This is a genomic window from Nitrospinota bacterium (assembly GCA_016208975.1).
Classification (GTDB): domain Bacteria; phylum Nitrospinota_A; class UBA7883; order UBA7883; family JACRLM01; genus JACQXA01.
In genome coordinates this window covers 525720-545230 of record JACQXA010000004.1, presented here as the reverse complement: position 1 = coordinate 545230, position 19511 = coordinate 525720, and the positions used below count along the sequence as shown (strand labels likewise).

At 57.6% G+C, this 19511-nt stretch carries 13 protein-coding genes and 3 tRNA genes; 13 read left to right on the top strand and 3 right to left on the bottom strand.

Annotation, left to right across the window (positions count from 1 at the left end; genetic code table 11):
* The first annotated feature begins 184 nt into the window (after nucleotides 1-184).
* From glnA to HY751_06200, 5 genes are all read left to right on the top strand, one after another.
* A complete protein-coding gene (gene glnA, locus HY751_06220; GenBank protein ID MBI4665985.1) occupies nucleotides 185-1597 on the top strand; it encodes a type I glutamate--ammonia ligase in 1413 nt (470 codons plus the stop codon).
* 862 nt (nucleotides 1598-2459) lie between these two features.
* A tRNA-Lys gene (locus HY751_06215) sits at nucleotides 2460-2535 on the top strand.
* 81 nt (nucleotides 2536-2616) lie between these two features.
* Nucleotides 2617-2692: transfer RNA gene (locus HY751_06210), tRNA-Glu, on the top strand.
* 29 nt (nucleotides 2693-2721) lie between these two features.
* Nucleotides 2722-2797: transfer RNA gene (locus tag HY751_06205), tRNA-Phe, on the top strand.
* A 170-nt stretch (nucleotides 2798-2967) separates the two neighbouring features.
* Nucleotides 2968-3897, top strand: a complete 930-nt coding sequence (locus HY751_06200) for a radical SAM protein (protein MBI4665984.1) — start codon at nucleotides 2968-2970, stop codon at nucleotides 3895-3897.
* 23 nt (nucleotides 3898-3920) lie between these two features.
* On the opposite strand, the gene HY751_06195 is transcribed toward HY751_06200, so the two are convergent.
* Entirely contained in the window at nucleotides 3921-4895 is a 975-nt protein-coding gene (locus HY751_06195; protein ID MBI4665983.1) for a hypothetical protein, read from the bottom strand.
* Between the two features lie 415 nt (nucleotides 4896-5310).
* On the opposite strand from HY751_06195, the gene HY751_06190 reads away from it, so the two are divergent.
* A complete protein-coding gene (locus HY751_06190) occupies nucleotides 5311-6021 on the top strand; it encodes a DUF4390 domain-containing protein (protein MBI4665982.1) in 711 nt (236 codons plus the stop codon).
* Here the strand turns inward: HY751_06190 and HY751_06185 are convergent.
* On the bottom strand, nucleotides 6018-8627 hold the full coding sequence (locus tag HY751_06185; protein MBI4665981.1) for a PAS domain S-box protein: 2610 nt from the start codon (nucleotides 8625-8627) through the stop codon (nucleotides 6018-6020). The genes HY751_06190 and HY751_06185 overlap by 4 nt on opposite strands.
* A gap of 4 nt (nucleotides 8628-8631) precedes the next feature.
* Complete coding sequence (locus HY751_06180) at nucleotides 8632-9543, bottom strand: phosphate/phosphite/phosphonate ABC transporter substrate-binding protein (protein MBI4665980.1); 912 nt, start codon at nucleotides 9541-9543, stop codon at nucleotides 8632-8634.
* Between the two features lie 167 nt (nucleotides 9544-9710).
* Here HY751_06180 and HY751_06175 point away from each other — a divergent pair, with 167 nt between their 5' ends.
* Genes HY751_06175 through nth form a run of 7 tightly spaced genes read left to right on the top strand, consistent with a single transcriptional unit; the run spans nucleotide 9711 to nucleotide 19058 of the window.
* On the top strand, nucleotides 9711-12062 hold the full coding sequence (locus tag HY751_06175) for a HAMP domain-containing protein (GenBank protein MBI4665979.1): 2352 nt from the start codon (nucleotides 9711-9713) through the stop codon (nucleotides 12060-12062).
* Between the two features lie 56 nt (nucleotides 12063-12118).
* On the top strand, nucleotides 12119-14167 hold the full coding sequence (lpxC, locus tag HY751_06170; GenBank protein MBI4665978.1) for a UDP-3-O-[3-hydroxymyristoyl] N-acetylglucosamine deacetylase: 2049 nt from the start codon (nucleotides 12119-12121) through the stop codon (nucleotides 14165-14167).
* Between the two features lie 7 nt (nucleotides 14168-14174).
* Nucleotides 14175-14807 (top strand): phosphoribosylglycinamide formyltransferase, encoded by a 633-nt coding sequence (locus tag HY751_06165; protein MBI4665977.1) that lies wholly within the window; start codon nucleotides 14175-14177, stop codon nucleotides 14805-14807.
* Complete coding sequence (locus HY751_06160; GenBank protein ID MBI4665976.1) at nucleotides 14804-15490, top strand: outer membrane lipoprotein carrier protein LolA; 687 nt, start codon at nucleotides 14804-14806, stop codon at nucleotides 15488-15490. The genes HY751_06165 and HY751_06160 overlap by 4 nt, the downstream gene beginning before the upstream one ends.
* A gap of 49 nt (nucleotides 15491-15539) precedes the next feature.
* Entirely contained in the window at nucleotides 15540-16643 is a 1104-nt protein-coding gene (rseP, locus tag HY751_06155) for an RIP metalloprotease RseP (GenBank protein ID MBI4665975.1), read from the top strand.
* A 49-nt stretch (nucleotides 16644-16692) separates the two neighbouring features.
* Nucleotides 16693-18417 (top strand): DNA polymerase/3'-5' exonuclease PolX, encoded by a 1725-nt coding sequence (gene polX, locus HY751_06150; GenBank protein MBI4665974.1) that lies wholly within the window; start codon nucleotides 16693-16695, stop codon nucleotides 18415-18417.
* On the top strand, nucleotides 18414-19058 hold the full coding sequence (gene nth / locus HY751_06145; GenBank protein ID MBI4665973.1) for an endonuclease III: 645 nt from the start codon (nucleotides 18414-18416) through the stop codon (nucleotides 19056-19058). The genes polX and nth overlap by 4 nt, the downstream gene beginning before the upstream one ends.
* Nucleotides 19059-19511 lie beyond the last annotated feature (453 nt).

Sequence of the window (19511 nt, the reverse complement as noted above, 5' to 3'; positions counted from 1 at the left end):
GCGATTTTGGGCTTTTAGCGGCAGGCTTGCGCCAGCCATGTTATTTTCGCCCAAGGCGCCTCGTTGGACCTTAGGTTTTTAAAACATCGCCGTCTTGTTCCCAGCCGGGTTCCCTCGGCCCGGCCGTGAAAAAGATGGCGGTTTAAATGATTTACCATACATATAGAGGGGAGGATAAATCTTCATGACGCCACAAGAGGTAGTTGAGTTCGCAAGATCGCACAAATGCGAAATGTTCGATCTTAAGTTCATGGATCTTCCGGGTATCTGGCAACACTGCTCTTATCCCATGTCGGAGCTGAAAGAGTCCATATTCACCGATGGTATGGGGTTTGACGGTTCTTCCATCAGGGGCTGGAAGGCGATACACGCTTCGGACATGCTTATCATCCCCGACGCGTCCACCGCCATGATGGACCCGTTCTGCAAATACCCCACCCTCTCGCTGATCTGCAACGTTGTGGACCCCATCACCATGGAGCCCTACAACCGCGATCCGCGCAACATAGCCAAAAAAGCCGAGGCTTACTTAAAGTCCACCGGCATAGCCGATACATGCTTCTTCGGCCCCGAGGCGGAGTTCTTCGTGTTCGACGACGTGCGGTACGAGTCCACCCAGGGCCGGTCTTTCTACGCTGTGGACTCTATCGAGGCCCAGTGGAACACCGCCAGGGACGAGGGCCCCAACCTGGGTTTCAAGCCCCGCTATAAAGAGGGTTATTTCCCGGTGCCGCCCGTGGACAAGTTCATGGACCTGCGCGCCGAGATGGTCATTGTCATGCAACAGTGCGGCATAGACATAGAGGCCCAGCACCACGAAGTGGCCACCGCCGGGCAGGGTGAGATAGACATGCGCTTCTCCCCGCTGTTGCAGATGGCCGACAAGTTGCAACTGTTCAAGTACATCATAAAGAACGTGGCGTACAGGAACAACAAAACCGCCACCTTCATGCCCAAACCCATCTGGGGCGACAACGGCTCCGGCATGCACTGCCACCAGTCGCTCTGGAAAGACGGCAAACCCCTGTTCGCCGGTGACGGCTACGCGGGCATGAGCCAGATGGCGCTCCACTACATCGGCGGCATACTGAAACACGCCCGGGCCCTGGCGGCCATAGTGGCGCCCACGACGAACTCCTACAAGCGCCTTGTGCCGGGCTTCGAGGCTCCGGTGAACCTGGCCTACTCGTCGCGGAACCGCTCGGCCTCCATCCGCATCCCCGCGTACAGCGCCAGCCCGAAAGCCAAACGCATAGAGGTCCGTTTCCCGGATCCTTCGTGCAACGGCTACCTGGCCTTCTCGGCGATGTTGCTGGCGGGCCTGGACGGCATCCAGAACAAGATAGACCCGGGCTCTCCGCTGGACAAGGACATCTACGGCCTTACCCCCGAGGAGCTGGCCGAGGTTCCGAGCCTGCCCGCCTCGCTGGAAGAGTCTTTGGACGAACTGGAGAAAGATCACGACTTCCTGCTGAAGGGCGACGTGTTCACCCAGGACCTCATAGACACCTGGATATCCTACAAACGCGAGAAAGAGGTGGACGAGCTGAGGAAACGGCCTCATCCGCACGAGTTCACGCTGTACTACGACATTTAAGGCATTGTAGGGGCGGGCGCAAAACCCGCCCTCTATATTTTGCTGAGCTTGTCTTTGTCACCCTGAGCTTGTCGAAGGGTCTCTTGCGATTTAGCAACCGTCCCGTGGGAAACCACCGGGCGGTTTTTTATTTTGGGGGCGAGGGGAGAAAAACATCAAGACTCTACGGCCTGACCTCAGCGCCCTGTGGGGCATATGGCAATATCCAAGCTGAACCGGCTTTGTGAAGCCGAGAATATTACCCGCTTCGCCGGGGTCGCCCGGTCACTATTAATGCTTCCCCGGGGTCGCCCGGCCCCGGATTCATGTTCCCCGCCTTGACAAGGCGGGGTGGCGAAGGCGAAGCCTTAGCCGGGGCGATCCCGTGGTTGCAGTATGGAACCATAACGTTTCGCTTCCCGCTCCCACCCCCCTCGTCGCCTCCGGCGACACTCCCCATCGGGCAGGGGGAGAAAAATATAGGTTTCCCCTGGGTCGCTGACTCCTGTTAATGCTTCGCCGGGGTCGCCCGACCCCGGATCCTATTTCTGCGGCCTCGGGTAAACCGAGTCGGTGGGTGTCTCACTCAATGCGATAATCAATGGCATTGGGTTTGTCGTTGCATGGGTGGAAGATTACCCGGGGTCGGGCGACCCCGGCGAAGCAATCAATCCGGGGCGGGGCGACCCCGGCGAAGCATTCATAGGTGATTCCAGCGAAGCGGAAACGGCGCTCCGTGCCCCTAAAGTGACACCCCGCCCAAATGGATAACCCTAATTCACACAAGCTGTTCCATTGCCAAATAGCGCCAATAAGCTTTTTCTGATTGACAGGATATGCCCGGATTGGGTAAGTTTACTGTTTCGTTCATTAAACGGGATATGGGCCGCTAGCTCAGTTGGTAGAGCAACGCCCTTTTAAGGCGTGGGTCGATGGTTCGAGTCCATCGCGGCTCACCATAATCCACTTTGATGGACGGGCCGGGCTTCCGCCCAATATGGCGGCTGGCCATGGATTACACTTGGTTTTTAAGCAGACGGGTCCCCATCGTCTAGAGGCCCAGGACACCGCCCTTTCACGGCGGCGACGCGGGTTCGACTCCCGCTGGGGACGCCAATGTTCTTATAGCATCGCTTTCTTTGGGCGCCGAGGTAGCTCAGTTGGTAGAGCAGAGGACTGAAAATCCTCGTGTCGGGGGTTCAACTCCCTCTCTCGGCACCATTTTTCCACAACATCTCCATTTATTCCTGAATCGCTCCGTTCTATCCGCATGTGGACATTTGACCAATTGTGTTGACTTGCCTCCGGGATTGGGATGAAAATTAAAAAAGATGGTTGGAGTGTTTTGAGTGTCGAACCCGACGGGAATAAAGACACCATAGGCGTTTACGATGTTGCCTGACAAGTTCCGCCGCCCGGTGGACCTGATACAGATATCGGCCAGCGGGTGGTGTGAGTATAAATGTGGGTTTTGCGCCGCAGGTAAGGCGCATCCGCCGGCCAGGCTTTTCCCCACAGAATGGCTGTTGAGGTTCATAACCATAATGGCCGCCCTGGGGTTAAAACGAGCCAGGCTTATAGGCGGGGGTGAGCCACTCCTGCGCCCGGACATTCTGGAGCTTGTACACGGGCTTGTCCGGATAAAACAGTTAACCTCTGTTTCACTTTCCACCAACGGCCGGTTCCTGAAAGAGAAGTCCGAAGGGCTTTCGCAAGCGGGCCTTCACAGGCTTTTCGTAACCATCCCATCGTTGAATCCGTCCATCTTCGCGCATATCACCGGGTTTGACGAACTGCCCCGGACGCTGGATGGGCTGGAGGCCGCTTCAGTCGCATACAAAATACCCGCCAGCGTGAAGATGACCCTTGTCCCCGGCGTTAACGAAGGTGAGATACTGCCTTTGGTGGATTTCTCCGTGGAGCGGGGGCTGGATATTTACATAGTGGAAACCCAGGGCGTTCCCGGCTCTAAACCTATGTCATCCGAAACCATCGTAAAAACCGTGGGCGGCAAATACCAGTTAACAAGGATGGAAGGGGCCGCATTGAGCAACAATCCCTGGAAGCTGGAAGGCACCGGCACGGCCATGAAAGTTGTCACCCGGGACGACCTGCGAACCTGCGGCGCCTGCAACCGGTTATGGCTTACGGCGGAAGGTGTTGTGTCGTTATGCAACCAGGTGATGACGCATGTGGACCTCAACGAAGTGCTCGCCGAAGAGCCTACCGACGAAGAGCTGGCCCTGGTGGTGGCCAAGATAGCCATGAACAAACCCATGCACCCGGTGGCCCGCTGTATTGAAACCAGCCTGCCGGATTAAACCGGCTCCTTTAAGCTCCGCCGTTACCCAGTCAACGAAACCCTGTTAAGCAATATATCCGCGGTTTGGCCTGTGGAGCCATCGGCGCGGACAAAGGCCCCGGTTTGGGCGATGGCGTCACCCCCGGTTGTAAAAGCGCTGGAGGAGCCGTAGCCCACCTTTATGGCCGCCACCCCCGCCTGGCCCAGCGTTTCGGCGGAGCTTGCGTTGAATGTCTGGCCGCCCCGGTTCTTTATCAACACAAGGTCTTTATATATGGCGTCGGCGGAGTCTATCCAGCCATCGTGGTTCTGGTCGTATCTGGCAAGTTCCTCATAACCGTTGGCGGCGCCGTTCTGGTCGCCAAAAAGCTCTTTGCCGCTGTCTATCACGCCGTTGCCGTTTTTGTCGTAGGCGATGAAAGCGTCGTCGCCTTTTACGAAACTGGTTTTGTCCGCCACTCCGTCGCCATTGATGTCGAAAGATAATCCGTTTTGCGCGCCGGTGGTTTCAAAACCGTCGCCGTTCAGGTCCAGCGCCAGCGGGTCGGTTTGCTGTTGTTCCTGCTGGACGCTGACAGAGACTTCCACCAAGGTTTCCGTCCGCCCCTCCACGGTTACGGTGAAAGCGCTTTGCCCGTTGCCACTTGTTGCGGTGGCGCTGGAAGCGCCGTTACTGGCTTCATCCTGACCGGCGTTTCCGGCAACGGATTGCTTTTGAGCCGCGTCCGGCTGTTCCTCCGGGGGCTTCCTATCCTTGTCTTTCAGGTTAAAAGTTTTGCGTAAAAGGCTCAGATCCGGGTCATCCTCGGTTTGGCGTCCAATTTCATCGTTGATGGTTTCAAATCCGCCACTCGAAGGGATTGCCGCGCTGGATATGGAGACGGAAACGGATTTACGCTCCTCAACTTGCGCATGGGATTGGAAAACCGCTCCCGAAGAGGGGTTGGCTTGCGGCGCGGGACGGGGTAAATCCCGAACAGGCGCAAAACCGGCGTTGAAAGTTATTAGGTCGGCCATGACAGTTTCTCCCTGGTTTACCTTTTTATCGGCGGGTTTTTCGAAAAATGAATCCTCAAGGCGGATTTGCGTGGGCTGATAAGGAAATATAACCGGTTGATCCATCAACCGCGCTGATTCCGCCGCCATGGCCGCGAGGCGCTAACACCTCGCGGAGCGGGCTACCTGCGCTGTTCATGTTGTCATCCCGGAAGCCGTCCCGGAAATCCGGGATCACGGCCTCAAAGCCCTGATGCCGGGTTAAGCCCGGCATGACACGTTTTTCCCGCCGAGGCATTGTCACCTCGGACTCCTGAACCAGATTCTCCGCCTCAAACTGAGCCCGGCGCGCCACCTGGAACCGTTCTAGCTTGATTTTTGGGGGCTCTGTATATAATGTGTAAATTTTCGAACCACTTTACAGCCTCTTGTTGAAATGAACATTACATCTTCCGCCGCCCCGGCGGGGGTTTTCACTCGCCGGTTGGCCGGTTTCGTTTTGGCGGCGTTTGTTATGGCCCTGGCCACAGTTTCGCCTGCCTTGGCCGATGACGCCTACATGGTGGACGTGGTGCGTTCGGGCGGGCCGGAGAAAGTGAATGTTTCGGCGGTCCTCAAGGGCTCTTTCACCAAGGAGATAAAGGAGAGCATAGACTCCGGCGCGCCGGTTACTTTCACCTATTTCGTGGAGCTTAAGCGTATCCGGACTTTGGTTTGGAACGAAACCGCCCGGGAACTGGTGATAAAACGGCTGGTGAAGTTTGACACCCTGCGGAAGGTCTATCTTACCTGGGAGAAGCGGGGAGACGACGAGGACGACATAGTGTTCGACGCCGAGCTTTCCGCCGCCGAGTACAAGAACAAAGACAACGCCTCGCAGGCCGCAAAGGATCCGCAGGCCATGGAGCCGATGGTGATCAAAGAGGCCGACAGGCTGGAACGGTGGATGACAAGGCTTGAAAACCTGGAGATAGCCCCCGCCGCCGAACTTAAACACAACAGCCGGTATTACATCCGCGCCCGGTGCGAGATGAAATCCATAAAGCTCATCCCCCCGTTCAATTACATCCTGTTCTTCGTGTCGTTCTTTAATTTCGAGACCGGGTGGGAGACCTCATCCCCCTTCTACCTGAACGGCGCGTCTTAAGACTGGCGCCGCTCCACGGGGAGCCGCACGGCCACCAATAACCCTTTGCCCCCGGGGTTCGGCCCCAGCTTAATGGAGCCGCCGTGGTATTTGACTATCATCTGGGCGATGGTGAGCCCCAGGCCTATGCCCCCGCCTTTGTACTTGAACCGGCCCGTGGAATGCTCCAGCGGATTTTCCAGGGAGAAGTAAGGGTCGAAAACCTTCTCTACAAGCTCGGCGGGGATGCCTGGGCCCTCGTCCGCAACCTCCACCACCACAAACCCATCGTCAACCCTGGCGGAGACATTCACGTTCCCGCCGTTGGGGGTGTACTTGATCGCGTTGGAAAATATCTCGTCCAGCGCATGCCTCATCAGCCCGAAATCGAAGGGGGCGCTGGTTTCCGTCTCCAATCCCTGCGTATCCCAGGTCAACGTTACCTTCCGCTCTTCTTTCTCAATGGCTATCTGGGTTTCCCTCATTACAACCTGGAGCAGGTCATTGAAGTTTCCGTGGATGAGCCTTTCGGTGGGGGTTCCAAGGCTAAGCTCGCTCATAAGGGAGGTGGCGTGGCTTATCCGCTGGAACCCGCCAATCGCTTCGTCCAGGGCCAATTTAACGGTGTCTATGTCCTCCAAAGCCCCCTGTGCTATGAAAGACTTCACCAGCATGAGCTTGGTAAGAGGCGTGCGTAGCTCGTGGGAGGTGATGCGGGTGAAAAAGTCCCTGGCGCGGTTGAGGGTGGACTCCCTGCTGATGTCCTTTTTAATGGCCACATAGTTTACTATCCCCCCCTCGGAGTCCACTATGGGGGTGATGGTGGAGTATTCCTCGTAAAGGGCGCCATCCTTGTTCCTGTTTATCAGGTGGCCGGACCATGTCCTGCCGGAGGCGAGGGCTCCCCACATCCGCTTGTAGAACTCCGCGTCATGCTTGCCGCTCTTGATGATGCGCGGGTTCTTTCCCACAGCTTCCCTTTTTGTGTACCCGGAAGAGCGTTCGAAAGCGTTGTTGACGTACTCGATATTCCCCTTAACATCGGCGATCACCACCACGTCGCTGGACTGCTCAATGGCGGTATAGAGCCTTTTAAGCTCCTCCTCGGTCCTTTTGCGCTCGGTGATGTCCTGGAATACAGTAAGCCCCAGTTCCCCGATGGAGGAGAAGTTGAACACAATGTCCACCATTCCACCATCCCGCCGCGTCACCCTGCTTTCCATCGGCGCTATGGCGGAGCGTTCCTTCACCGCCTTGTCCACCAGAGCCTCCCATCGCTTCCTTATGCTTTTCCGGTAACTTTCATCGGGATAAGCCATTGGCCACCATTGCTCCACGGCGGGTATATCCGCCAGGGTATAGCCGAAAAGCTCGGTGAACTTGCGGTTCATAAAAATGTTGCGCCAGCCCTTGTCGGAAATGACCATGGCCACCGGTGACGCCTCTATAAGCTGTTGAAGGCGGTTCTTGCTCTCCACCAGCGCTTCCTCGGCCCTCTTGCGCTCGGTTATGTCCATGAAAGTCACCACGGCCCCTGTCACCCTTCCTTCATGCTGAACCGGACGCGCCCAGTACTCCACGTCGAAACAGGTGTCGTCCATCCGCCAGAACACCGCGTCATCCACGTGGATGCCTTCGCCGGACCTTATGGCCTGGAGTGTCCGGCAATCCTCGATGGGGATGGGGGTCCTGTCGGCATGGGCGTAATGGACTGTGTCGTGGACATTCTTGCCCAGGATGTCCTCCCGTGACGGGTACGAGAGCAGGCGCATGGCCGAGGGATTTATGAAAGATATATCCCCATTTTCGTCGAGCCCGAATATCCCTTCCGCTGTGGAGTCCAGCAGGTTTTGGACTTTTTCCTCGCCTTCGGTGATGAAATCCAGCATCTGGTTCAACCCATGTCCCAACTGGCCCAGCTCATCGGTGCGCTCCATGGACACCCTGGCGTCGCGCCGCCCCCCCATGATGGCGCCGGTCACATCCACAAGTCTGCGCAGGCCTATGGTGAGCCCCAGGGCCATGAAGAAGGCGAACACCATGCCAGCCCCTATGGCCATGGCGGTGTATGTCAGGCCGTGGAGGGTCACTATCCGCAACCCGGCGGCGATGCCTTCCTGCCCAAGCCCAACCCGGGCCCAGCCTATGTGCCTTTTCAAGTCCCGGGCCACTATGGGCACCGCCACGTCCACCAGCGCGTGGCTGTCCGTCAATACCGTGGTGGCCGGGGAGGATTTTAACAGCGAAAGGCTCTTCGGGTCGCTCACGTATAGCCCCACGAATTTGCGTTCCGTGTGGGCCAGGGTCTGCCCATCGGTGGAAAAAAGCATGGCGAACTTCAGGTCTGGATAGCTACGGACGGATTGTATGACCTCCTCCATCCCCACCACGTCGCTGGCCAGCACCCATGACACGCTGTTGGCGGCCAGGGTCTCCGCCAGGCTTTTAGCCTGTTCCACGCTCTGTTTGTGCAGGAACTCCCGCTGGCGGCCCACCATGTCGTACACGAAAATGGACATGAGGACGGCGTGCACCGTCATGATGCCCAGCATAAGCTGGCGGCGGATGGAGCGGGTCCAGAACCTCACCGGCCAGGAGCGGCGCCATTTGGCTGGGAATATCGTCATCGGCTCATTCTTCCACCGGGCGCACGTTCTTGCTGAACTTCCTTATATATTGGCGTACCGGCTCATAGGTTGCGTCGGTGGCTTTTTCGAACCTGGAAATGGGTATTTGCTCCAGCATCCGCCTGCCCCTGTCGCTGTCTTGCAGGGTGAAAAGCAGGGCGCCAACCCTCTCCACCACCTCCGCCGGCGTGTCGTCCCTGGCTACTAGGCTGTTGTTGGGCAGGGTCTCCGTCTGCCATTTCACCATGAGCTTTTCAGCGATGTCGGGCCGCTCCTTGATGAATTTTATCCAGGGCACGGGCCACGTGGCGCCCGCCGCCGCCTTGCCGATATAAACGTTCATGATAGATGACTCCTGGGAGCCCACATACGCCACGGTGATGTCCCGGTTTATGTCCAGCCCGTGGGTGTGCAGGTAATATTGCGGCATCATGGTGGCCGCCAGGGCCGTGGCCGCGGGGAAACTCACGGTCTTGCCCTTCAGGTCGGCCACTTCGCGGATGACCCCGTCTTTCCGCACCAGTATTATCCCCCTGAAGTTCTCATCATCCCCCATTTTGCCGTAAACGTGGTAGCCATGCTTCATGGCCTTTATTGTCTGGTAGGGGTTGGGCAAGGCCAGGTCGAAATGGCGGGCGTACAGTTTCTTGTCGAACTCGTCGTAATTGCGCGACGCCTCCAGCCTCAAGGAAACATCCTTCAGGTTTTCATTGAGGTAATCGACGATAGGCCCATAAACCTCGAAGAGCTTGTTGGGGTTGTGCAGGGGGTGGACGCCGAAAATCAGCTGTTTAACGCCGCCAGGCGGCTGGCTGGTAAAAGCGGGGCGGTAGTCTTCCGGCGCTCCGGCGGAACAGCCGGTAATGAAGATGACCGTTAACAGCCCCCAAAGAACACACCCCAATGAGCCCCGCATGGCAAATAACCTCCAATGCAAACCCTCCTATATGATGGCTATAAAGGCGCATCGCCGCAAGGGCTTTCAACCGGGGTTATCAACGCCAAGCCTCACCGTTCTTGGCCTCGGGCTCCGGGGCATGTTAACATTGTGGATGCTTCTTTTTTCGGACTTTTGCGATGCCCATGGGCCGGATCGACATTAAACCATACGTAAACCGCCTCTTGAACCTTCTCAAGTGGCTGGTGGTTCCGGGCCAATACGGCGAGATGGATCCCGGCGACATCGTCGCCCGCAGGAAGAAAAACACCCGCTACCTCATAATCGGCGCCACATCGCTGTTCATCCTGCTCACCGTTGCGGCCATCCTCATGCAGGATTCCGGGGTGGACGCCCCCATCTCCAACGACCTGGCGGTGGCCCTGGTGCTAAACCTCAACGTCATCCTGCTGGTGGTGATGGTCTTGCTTGTCATCCGCAACCTGGTGAAGCTATATTTCGAGCGGCGCGGCAAGATAGCGGGGGCCAGGTTCCAGACCAAGCTTGTAATATCGTTTCTTGCCATGACGCTGGTGCCTTCGGCGCTCATGTTCACAGTGGCGTCGGAGCTTATCTCCGACACCGTGGACAAGTGGCTCAACGCGCGCATCGAGCGGACGCTCCAGGAATCACTGCTGGTGGCTGAAAGCCTCTACCGCGAGTCGGAGGACGAGACCCGGGGCAAGGCCCAATACCTCTCCACTTTGCTGGACATGCGGGGGCTCATAACCGAAGGCTCCGCCGTGAACCTCAACAGGCTCCTGCGGCAGAAGCTACGCGAGTACAACGTGGACCTCATACAGGCGTACAACCAGGATTTCGAGCTGGTGTCGGAGGTCTCCCGCCCCAAAAGCGAAATAACATTCCAGATGGAGGACAAGCCCGACCTGCTGGCCCGCGTGGCCGTGGGCGAGACGGTGACCGAGGTGGACGACAAGGAGGGGGTGAACATGGTCATCTCCCTCTCCCCTATTGCCGACGACACCGGCGAGGGGCGGGTTAAAGGGGTGGTTGTGGTGGCCCGGGAGGTCACCCGCAGGCTCATAGAGCAGGCCCATTCCATCACCAAGGCCTTTGAGGATTACAAACAGCTCAAGATAAAAAAGGAGCTTATCAAGACATCGTACCAGGTGACGCTCCTTCTGGTGGCGCTGGTGATAATGTTCTCCTCCATATGGATAGGGTTTTATCTGGCGCGGGGCATAACAGTCCCCCTTAAAACCCTTTCCGAGGCGGCGGAGGCCGTGGCCCGGGGCGACCTGAACGTGCGTATAGACACCCCCGCCAAGAACGACGAGGTGGGCCAGCTCATCACCTCCTTCAACAACATGACCCACGACCTTAGCACCTCCAAGGGCCAGCTGGAGGAGGCCATGAGGAACCTCACCGGCTCTAACGTGGAGTTGCACCATTGGGGCCAGTACATCGAGGCGGTGCTGGAGAACGTGCCCGGCGGCGTTGTGTCCATAGACAAGGCGGGCATGGTGACCACCATAAACGATTACGCGGCGGCCATGTTCGGCGTGCCGCCCGGCTCGGCCAAGGGGAAGAATTACCGCAGGGTGTTCGGGAGCAACCTTCTGGCCCCCATCAAGGGGATGATCCGGGAGATGCGCCACGATGGAAAGAACACGGTGGAGCAGGAGCTGGACATAACAGTGAACGGCCAGCGCAGGGCCCTGAAAACCTCGGTGTCCATGTTGCAGGACAGGGGCGGCCAGTACATGGGCATGGTGATAGTGTTCAACGACCTTACGGACTTCATATCCGCCCAGCGGGCCCTGGCGCTAAAGGAGATGGCCCGGGTGGTGGCCCATGAAATAAAGAACCCGCTCACGCCCATCCAGCTGAACGCCCAGCGGATGCGCAGGAAGTTCGAGCAGAAAGCGCCGGATTTCCCAAAGGTGTTTGATGACGCCACCAATACCATCATCCGGGAGGTGGAGCAGATGAAGGGGCTGGTGGAGCAGTTCTCCCGGATGGCCAAGATGTCCGACGCCGGGCCCGGCTCCGATACCCTTTCGGCCGCCAAGGACATGGTGTTCCCGGACCCCAGGATGGAGCCATGCGTTCTGCACGACACCATAAACGGGGTTATCAACCTGTACAAACACACCAGGCAGGGAGTGTCCATCCAGTCGGACCTGGATCCGGCGGTGAACATCGTGAGGATGGACCCGGAGCAGATGAAACGGGTTTTCATAAACCTTGTGGACAACGCCATGGACGCCCTCAACGGCGAGGGGAATATAGTTATAAAGACCCGCGCCCAGCCGGACCGGCGCCGGGTGCAGATCCAGGTGGAGGACACGGGGCACGGCGTGGTGGACGGGCTGGCCCAGAGCATATTCAAACCCTATTTTTCCACCAAACCTTCCGGCGCCGGGCTGGGGCTTGCCATAGTGAACCGGGTGGTGGAGGATCACGGCGGCTCCATCACCGTGTCCGCCAACCGGCCCCGGGGCACGGTGTTTACCGTCGAATTGCCGGTGGAATGATGGTAAAATCAACCTTCAAAAATTTTACGGCCCGCATGGCCATTTCACGGTAACTGATGAAAAAAGGAAGAGTTGTCGTAGTTGACGACGAGGAAAACATAAGGGCCGCCCTAAAGGACATCCTCACCGACGAAGGGTACGATGTGGACTGCGCCCCGGACGGGGAGAGCGCCCTGCGCATGATCCAGTCGGAAACGCCGGACGTGGTCCTGCTGGACATATGGATGCCCGGGTTGGACGGTTTGCAGACGCTCAAGATCCTCAAGAACATAGACGCCGACACGGAAGTGGTGATGATGAGCGGCCACGGGGCCATTGAAACCGCCGTGAAAGCCACCAAGATAGGGGCGCTGGATTTCATAGAAAAACCCTTCTCGCTGGACACAATCCTCCGCGCCGTGGGCAAGGCGGTAAGAAGCCGCCGGAGCCGGTTCAGGAACGGGGGGCTTCCATCGCTCCAGGGGGGCGTGGCGGTGGAAGGGCGGTTCATGGGATCGTCCCGGGCGGCAAAAGAGGCGCGCAGGCTTATCCGCGAGGCGGCGCAGAGCCACGGCCCGGCCCTTATAATCGGCGAGCCGGGGCTTGGCAAGCGTTTCGCCGCCAGGATGATACACAACCTTTCGTCCAGAAGGGAAAAACCGTTCCTTGAAATCCAGTGTGAATCCTTCACGGCTGAGGATTTGAACAGCCTCATAACCGGCGCTAAAAGTGGCGGCAGGATGGATCTTTCCACCGGCGGGTCGGTGTTTCTGGACAAACTGGGCATGCTCGACCCGAAACTGTCCGCCTCCCTGGCGGAGTTTTTGGGCGCTGTGGCTTTTAACGCGGACACCCGCCCGCGGCTGATAGCCTCGGTGGAAATGGAGCCGGACAGCGCCAGCGCTGAGAACAACAAGCCCCTGAGCCTTTTCACCGGCGACGCCGCCACTACAACCATAAGGCTCCAGCCGCTTCGTAACCGGAAGAACGACATCCAGGAGTTTGTGGAGAGGTTTCTGGACGAGATCTGCGACGAGTACGGAAAACACCTGGAATCGGTGGATGGGGAGGCCATGGAGCTTTTAACCACCCTTCCCTGGCCCGGGAATATCCGTGAGTTGAAAAGGGTGATGGAACAGGCGGTGCTGGTTTGCGACGGGCCTGTGTTGATGACGGAACACGTGACCACCGCCATAAGCGAAGAGGGTGGCATGGGCCGTCAGGGCCTGGGCGTGGCGCCCAGGAAAATATCCGTCATGACGGGCAAGGGGAAATCGTCCCTCACGCGGCAGAGGACGTTGAAAAACTCCGTGGTGCTTTGCGGCCAGGGGCTTCATTCCGGCATCAAGACCGGCATGATACTATCCCCCCTGCCCACCGGCTCGGGGATAGTTTTCGGCGACATAAGCACCGGCTCCCGCGTTCCGGCCCTGCTGGAGAATGTCCACTCCACCGAATACGCCACCACGCTCACCAACGGGCATGTGACCATAAAAACCATAGAGCACATCATGAGCGCCCTGCACAGCTACAGGATAACCAACCTGCTCATAAAAATAGGCGACGAGGCGCCCATAATGGACGGATCAGCCATAGACTTCTGCCAGCTCATCGAAGACAGCGGCATTGAGGAGCAGGACGGGAGCGTGGAGGAGATTGTAATAGAAGACACCATTTGCGTGGGGGACATGGAAGACGGCCCCGGCATAATGGTGGAGCCAGCGCCAGGGTTCTCGGTTCATTACATGCTGGCTTATCCTCCTCCATTGGGGGCGCAAGAGTATGAATACTCTTACGAGTCCGGCGCCCATTACCGGGAGACCATCGCACCGGCCCGCACATTCGGGTTCGTGCGGGACATCCAGAAACTGGAGGAGGCGGGGCTGGCCGGGGGCGGCAAGCTGTCCAATTTCATATTGATAGACGACGAGAAGATAGTGAACACCCCACTCAGGTTCCCAAACGAGCCCGCCCGGCACAAGATACTGGACCTGATAGGCGACCTGTATCTGCTCGGGCGCCCCATCCGGGGCCGGTTCATCGCCAGGAAAAGCGGCCACACCCAGAACATCGGTATCATAAAAAAGATCCGGGAACGCATGGGAGCCTCGGGGGCGTTTGAGTAATCCGTCCATGCCGCAAGGTCCCCCCATCAGGATAGCCGCGCTGGCCTCGGGCCGGGGCTCCAACTTCCAGAGCATCATAGACGCCTGTGAACGGGGGGATATAAACGGCCAGGTGGTCCTGCTGGCCACGGACAATCCGGCGGCCAAGGCCATCGAGAGGGCCCGGCTCCACTCTATCCCCCATATGGTGGTGGAACGCAAGGGTTATCCTTCCCGCGCCGCTTTCGACACCGCCCTGGCGGACGCCGTGGAGCGCGCCGGGGCCGATATTGTGACTCTGGCCGGTTACATGCGCATACTCTCAAAAACGTTCCTCTCCCGGTTTCCCGGGCGGGTGATAAACATCCATCCGGCCCTTCTGCCCTCTTTCCCCGGGCTGGACGCCCAGAAACAGGCGCTGGACTACGGCGTAAAAATCACCGGATGCACAGTGCATTTCGTGGACGACGGGGTGGACACGGGGCCCATAATCCTCCAGACGGCGGTGGAGGTGGTTCCGGAGGACACGGTGGAAACCTTGAGCGCACGCATCCTCAAGCAGGAACACACGCTATATCCCCGGGCCATCCAGATGATAGCCACCGGGCAGGTGGCGCCTCCTTTAGCGCTTATGAACAGGCTGAAAGGAGAGCTGGTTTGACCTGGAGGCTATCAGGCCCCCTGGCGCTGGCGTTGACGCTGTTTTGCTGGACGGCCCAGGTTATCCACGCTTCAGAAACCGAGACCGTGGCGGAACGGGCCCAGAAGGCTTTCGACAGCATCAGGAGCATGAAGGCCGGATTCAAGCAGGTTTTCGAGAACAAAGGTTTTGGACAAAGCGCGCAGTTGCGGGGCACGGTTTACATATTAAAACCGGCAAGGATGCTGTGGGTGTACGACGAGCCGAAAGGGCGCATCCTGGCGGCGGACGGGGAGAGCTTATGGTTTTACGATCCTGCGGAAAACGTGGCCTACCATGACGAAATAAAGGGTTTATTGAGCGAGAAATCCCCGGCGCTGTTCCTGGCCGGTGAAAAGACTTTAAGCGGGCTTTTCACGATAGACTTGGTAAAGCTGGGGAAAATGGATAAACTAAATGATGTGGTCAGGTTGAAGTTGACGCCCAAATCGCCACACCCGGGGGTGAAGGCCATGCTTCTCACCCTGGACGCGAGCTCATTCGACATAGTAGAGCTTCTTATGGTTGATCATTTGGGGAACAAGAACCGGATTTCGTTTTTTAACGAGGATCAAGGTTTTGTCCCGGACGAATCGATTTTCGCGTTCACCCCGCCGGAGGGCGCGCCGGTGCGCTCCATGAAAGGGCGCGCGCCTGTTCAATAAGCCCCGGGAAAATGGGGCGCATGTTAAAAGTGGCTGGAAGGACCTTTAAATGAATTTTTTCTCTAAATTGGCTACAGCGAGCCTGGATCAGCTCGGCGACTGGTTGAATTTCGGCATGTCGGCGGTCGCCGTGCTGGCGGCCCTGATAGTGGCCCACGAGTTCGGCCACTACATAATCGCCCGGATCCTTGGGGTGCGGGTTGAAAAGTTCTCGGTGGGTTTCGGCCCGAGAATCTTCGGGAAAAAGATAGGGGACACCGAATACCTCCTTTCCTGGATACCCCTGGGCGGATACGTGAAGCTTTATGGGGACGATCCAACGGCGCTTCCGGAGGACTTGAAGGGATCGTTCCTCACCCAGCCGGTATGGAAGCGGTTGATGATAGTGGCGGCGGGCCCTGTATTCAACATATTCCTGGCGGTGGGCATAGTTACCACCGCGGCCATGATAGGCCTTCCCGAAATCACCAATACCATAGGCGAGGTGCAGAAAGGCTCCCCGGCTGAAGTGGGCGGCCTGATGCCGGGGGACGAAATATTGAGCATAGACGGCGTAAGCGTCTCCACCTGGAAAGAGAGTGTAGCCCTTATCCAGACCCAGCCCGGGCAAGACATAATATTCACTCTCATGCGGGACGGGCAGAAGGTTTTCAAACGGGCCAAGGCGATCAAAAAGGAAACCAAATCCCTTACCGGTGAAAAGGTGGTTGTGGGGCAGGTGGGCATACTCCCGTACCACAAGATTGTTTCATACCCGGTACATGTGGCGTTTTATAAAGGCCTGAAATGGACGTGGGACATTACAACCCTCACGGCTTGGTCCATAGGAAAACTTGTCACAAGGGATATCCCGGCGGACCAGATTGCGGGCCCCATAGGCATCATGAAGATGGCGGGGGACGTGGCGGAGTCCGGTTTTGTGAGCCTGTTGATGTTCATTGCTCTCATCTCCATAAACCTTGGCATACTCAACCTGCTTCCCGTACCCATACTGGACGGAGGGCACATTTTCTTTTTCACCCTGGAGGCGCTCATGGGCCGCCCCGTACAGCTGAAGCATCAGGAAATAGCCCAGCAGGTGGGGATGTTCCTCCTGATAAGCCTCATGGCGCTGGCGCTTTATAACGACATAATGCGGCTTATAGCGGGATGATTGTTACGCCCCGTCCGGCTTTGGGCGGGGTTTTTCAACAAGGCTGGCCATGGACAAGACCACCATCGCCTCCGCCCTTCACGAAACGGGCGTTCTTCTGGAGATACTGGGGGAAAACCCGTTCAAGGTTAAAGCCTTCATAAACGCCGCCCGCGCCGTGGAGGCCTTCAGCGGCGACCTGGCCGAATCCGCCCGGATGGGAACCCTCACCCAAATAAACGGGGTGGGCAAATCCATCGCCGGAAAAATCGGGGACATGTTTTCATCCGGCCATTTCCATGAACTGGACGAGCTTCGCGCAAAAATCCCGCCCGGCGTTATGGATATGTTGAAAATCCCGGGCTTGGGCCCCAAAAAGGTGAAGATAATCTGGGAGAAGATGGGTGTCACCACAGTGGGCGAACTGGAATACGCCTGCAACGAAAACCGGCTGGTGGAATTCCCCGGGTTCGGGGCCAAATCGCAAGAGAACGTCCTAAAGGGAATAAAGCTTCTCACCCGGTTCGCGGGGCGCAGGCTACTTTCCGAAGCCCTGGTTTCCGCCGGGCCCCTGCTGGAATGGGTCGTCAAATCCCCCCATGTCCAGCGCGCGCAAATCGCAGGAAGCCTGCGGCGCGGGCTGGAGACGGTGAAGGATATAGACATCGTTTCGTCGTCGAAAAAACCGGAAGAGGTGATGGAGCGGTTCATAAAATATCCAGGCGTAACCGACGTGATAAACCACGGCCCGACGAAGTCTTCCGTGCGGCTGGACTCGGGGTTCCAGGCGGACCTGCGGGTGGTGGCCGATGACGAATACGCCTTTGCCCTGGCCCATTTCACCGGAAGCCGGGAGCACAACACCATCATGCGCGGCCGGGCCAAAGACCGGGGGCTGAAACTCAACGAGTACGGTTTGTTCAAAGGGGAACAAAGGCTGGACTGCGTCGATGAGGCGGCCATATTCAAGTCGCTGGGCCTCTCGTTCATCCCGCCGGAGATGCGGGAGGGGTTCGGCGAGATAGGGCTTGCGGAGAAAGGGGCCGTGCCGGAGCTTATGGAGCCGGAGCAGGTAAAGGGGATCTTCCATTGCCATACCAAGCGAAGTGACGGGGCCGAGTCCGCCGAGGAGATGGCGAAGGCCTGCAAGACGCTGGGTTACGAATACCTCGGCATATCCGACCATTCCAAAACCGCCGCGTACGCCGGGGGCCTTTCGGACAGCGAGCTTTTGGAACAGGGGGATGAGATAGCCGCTCTGAACGGGAGAATGAAAGAGTTCCGGGTGTTTCACGGAGTGGAGTCGGACATCCTTGCCGACGGCTCTCTGGACTATCCATCAAAAATTCTCGAAAAGCTGGATTTCGTCATCGCCTCGATCCATTCGGGTTTCACCATGGACGAGAAGAAGATGACGGACAGGATAATAGCCGCCATAAAGAACCCGTTCACCACCATGCTTGGCCATCCCACAGGACGGCTATTGCTGGCGCGGGAGGGTTATTCCGTGAACCTGGGGAAGGTTCTGGAAGCATGCGCCGAGCATGAAGTGGTGATGGAGCTGAACGCCAATCCGCATCGGCTGGATATTGACTGGCGCATGCTGGCGCTGGCAAAAAAACTTGGGGTAAAGGTCTCCATAAACCCGGACGCCCATCGGGCCGGAGGTTTGACGGACGTTTATTACGGGGTGAAAACCGCCCGCAAGGGAGGGCTTCGCGCACAGGACGTGTTCAACACCCTTCCCGCCGATAAAATGGCCGAGGAGCTTAAGAGGAGGAAGAAAAAAAAGTGACCGCCAAGGAACGGGCTGTGGAAACGGAAAAAATTTTAAAGAAGCTTTATCCCGGAGCCAAATGCAATCTTGATTTCACCGATCCGCTGGAGCTTCTGGTGGCCACCGTACTCTCCGCCCAATGCACCGACGAACGGGTGAACAAGGTCACGCAGGCGCTCTTTAAAAAATACCGCAACGCGGCGGATTACGCCAACGCCCCCATTGAACAACTGGAGGAGGATGTGCGGCAGACGGGTTTTTACAAGAACAAGGCCGCATCCATCAGGAAAGCCTGCTCGGCCATAGTGGAAAAACATGGCGGCAAAGTGCCCGGCTCAATGGAAGAACTGACGAAACTTGCGGGCGTGGGGCGCAAGACCGCCAACGTGGTGCTGGGCAACGCTTTCGGCGTGCCGGGCATAGTGGTGGACACCCATGTGGGGCGAATATCCCAACGGCTTAAACTAACCAAAAACAGCGACCCGGAAAAAATTGAGCGGGACCTGATGCCGCTGGTTCCGCAGAAAGACTGGACCGGATTTTCCCACCGCATGATCCATTTCGGGCGGGATATATGCCAGGCCAAAAAACCCAAATGCGGCCAATGCCCGCTGGAGACGATATGCCCATGGGAGGAGAAGGGGAAGTTCAAGGGGTGACCTGAATGGAGCTTTGAGGGAGTTACGGCAAATTCCGCTCCCGCAGGGGCTTATCTATACGCCCCCATATTCCCGTAGGGGCGGATCGCGCATCCGCCCTCCAAATGTTTCTCCCCCTTAACAAGGGGGAGTCCGCCGAGGGCGGGAGGGGGTTATATCCTGATAGAAACCTTACCACCCCGGCTCAGGCTTCCCCTTCGCCCCCCTCCTTGAAAAAGGAGGGGACATTCCCGCTGGCCGTGGTGTGGATTTAATTCGACTTTTATTTATGTCGCCAAAGAAAAATATAAGAAATGGGTATCATCGCCGTTGCTTTTGCGTTACGCCCTGAAACTCTTCAGCTCCAACCCTGATATTTCCCGGTAGTGTTAAGCTTTGAGGGTTTTCTTCTCAAGTCCAAAAACGTAAGTTTCACATTCATTTCTTAAAGTGCATACAGGAAGTGTGCGCTTT

Excerpts from the sequence above, each read along its gene's own strand:
- HY751_06175 (MBI4665979.1), top strand. The coding sequence starts at position 9,711 with ATGGGCCGGATCGACATTAAACCATACGTAAACCGCCTCTTGAACCTT.
- HY751_06195 (MBI4665983.1), bottom strand. The coding sequence starts at position 4,895 with ATGGCCGACCTAATAACTTTCAACGCCGGTTTTGCGCCTGTTCGGGAT.
- HY751_06200 (MBI4665984.1), top strand. The coding sequence starts at position 2,968 with ATGTTGCCTGACAAGTTCCGCCGCCCGGTGGACCTGATACAGATATCG.
- HY751_06165 (MBI4665977.1), top strand. The coding sequence starts at position 14,175 with ATGCCGCAAGGTCCCCCCATCAGGATAGCCGCGCTGGCCTCGGGCCGG.
- rseP (MBI4665975.1), top strand. The coding sequence starts at position 15,540 with ATGAATTTTTTCTCTAAATTGGCTACAGCGAGCCTGGATCAGCTCGGC.
- HY751_06190 (MBI4665982.1), top strand. The coding sequence starts at position 5,311 with ATGAACATTACATCTTCCGCCGCCCCGGCGGGGGTTTTCACTCGCCGG.
- lpxC (MBI4665978.1), top strand. The coding sequence starts at position 12,119 with ATGAAAAAAGGAAGAGTTGTCGTAGTTGACGACGAGGAAAACATAAGG.
- HY751_06180 (MBI4665980.1), bottom strand. The coding sequence starts at position 9,543 with ATGCGGGGCTCATTGGGGTGTGTTCTTTGGGGGCTGTTAACGGTCATC.
- polX (MBI4665974.1), top strand. The coding sequence starts at position 16,693 with ATGGACAAGACCACCATCGCCTCCGCCCTTCACGAAACGGGCGTTCTT.
- HY751_06185 (MBI4665981.1), bottom strand. The coding sequence starts at position 8,627 with ATGACGATATTCCCAGCCAAATGGCGCCGCTCCTGGCCGGTGAGGTTC.
- glnA (MBI4665985.1), top strand. The coding sequence starts at position 185 with ATGACGCCACAAGAGGTAGTTGAGTTCGCAAGATCGCACAAATGCGAA.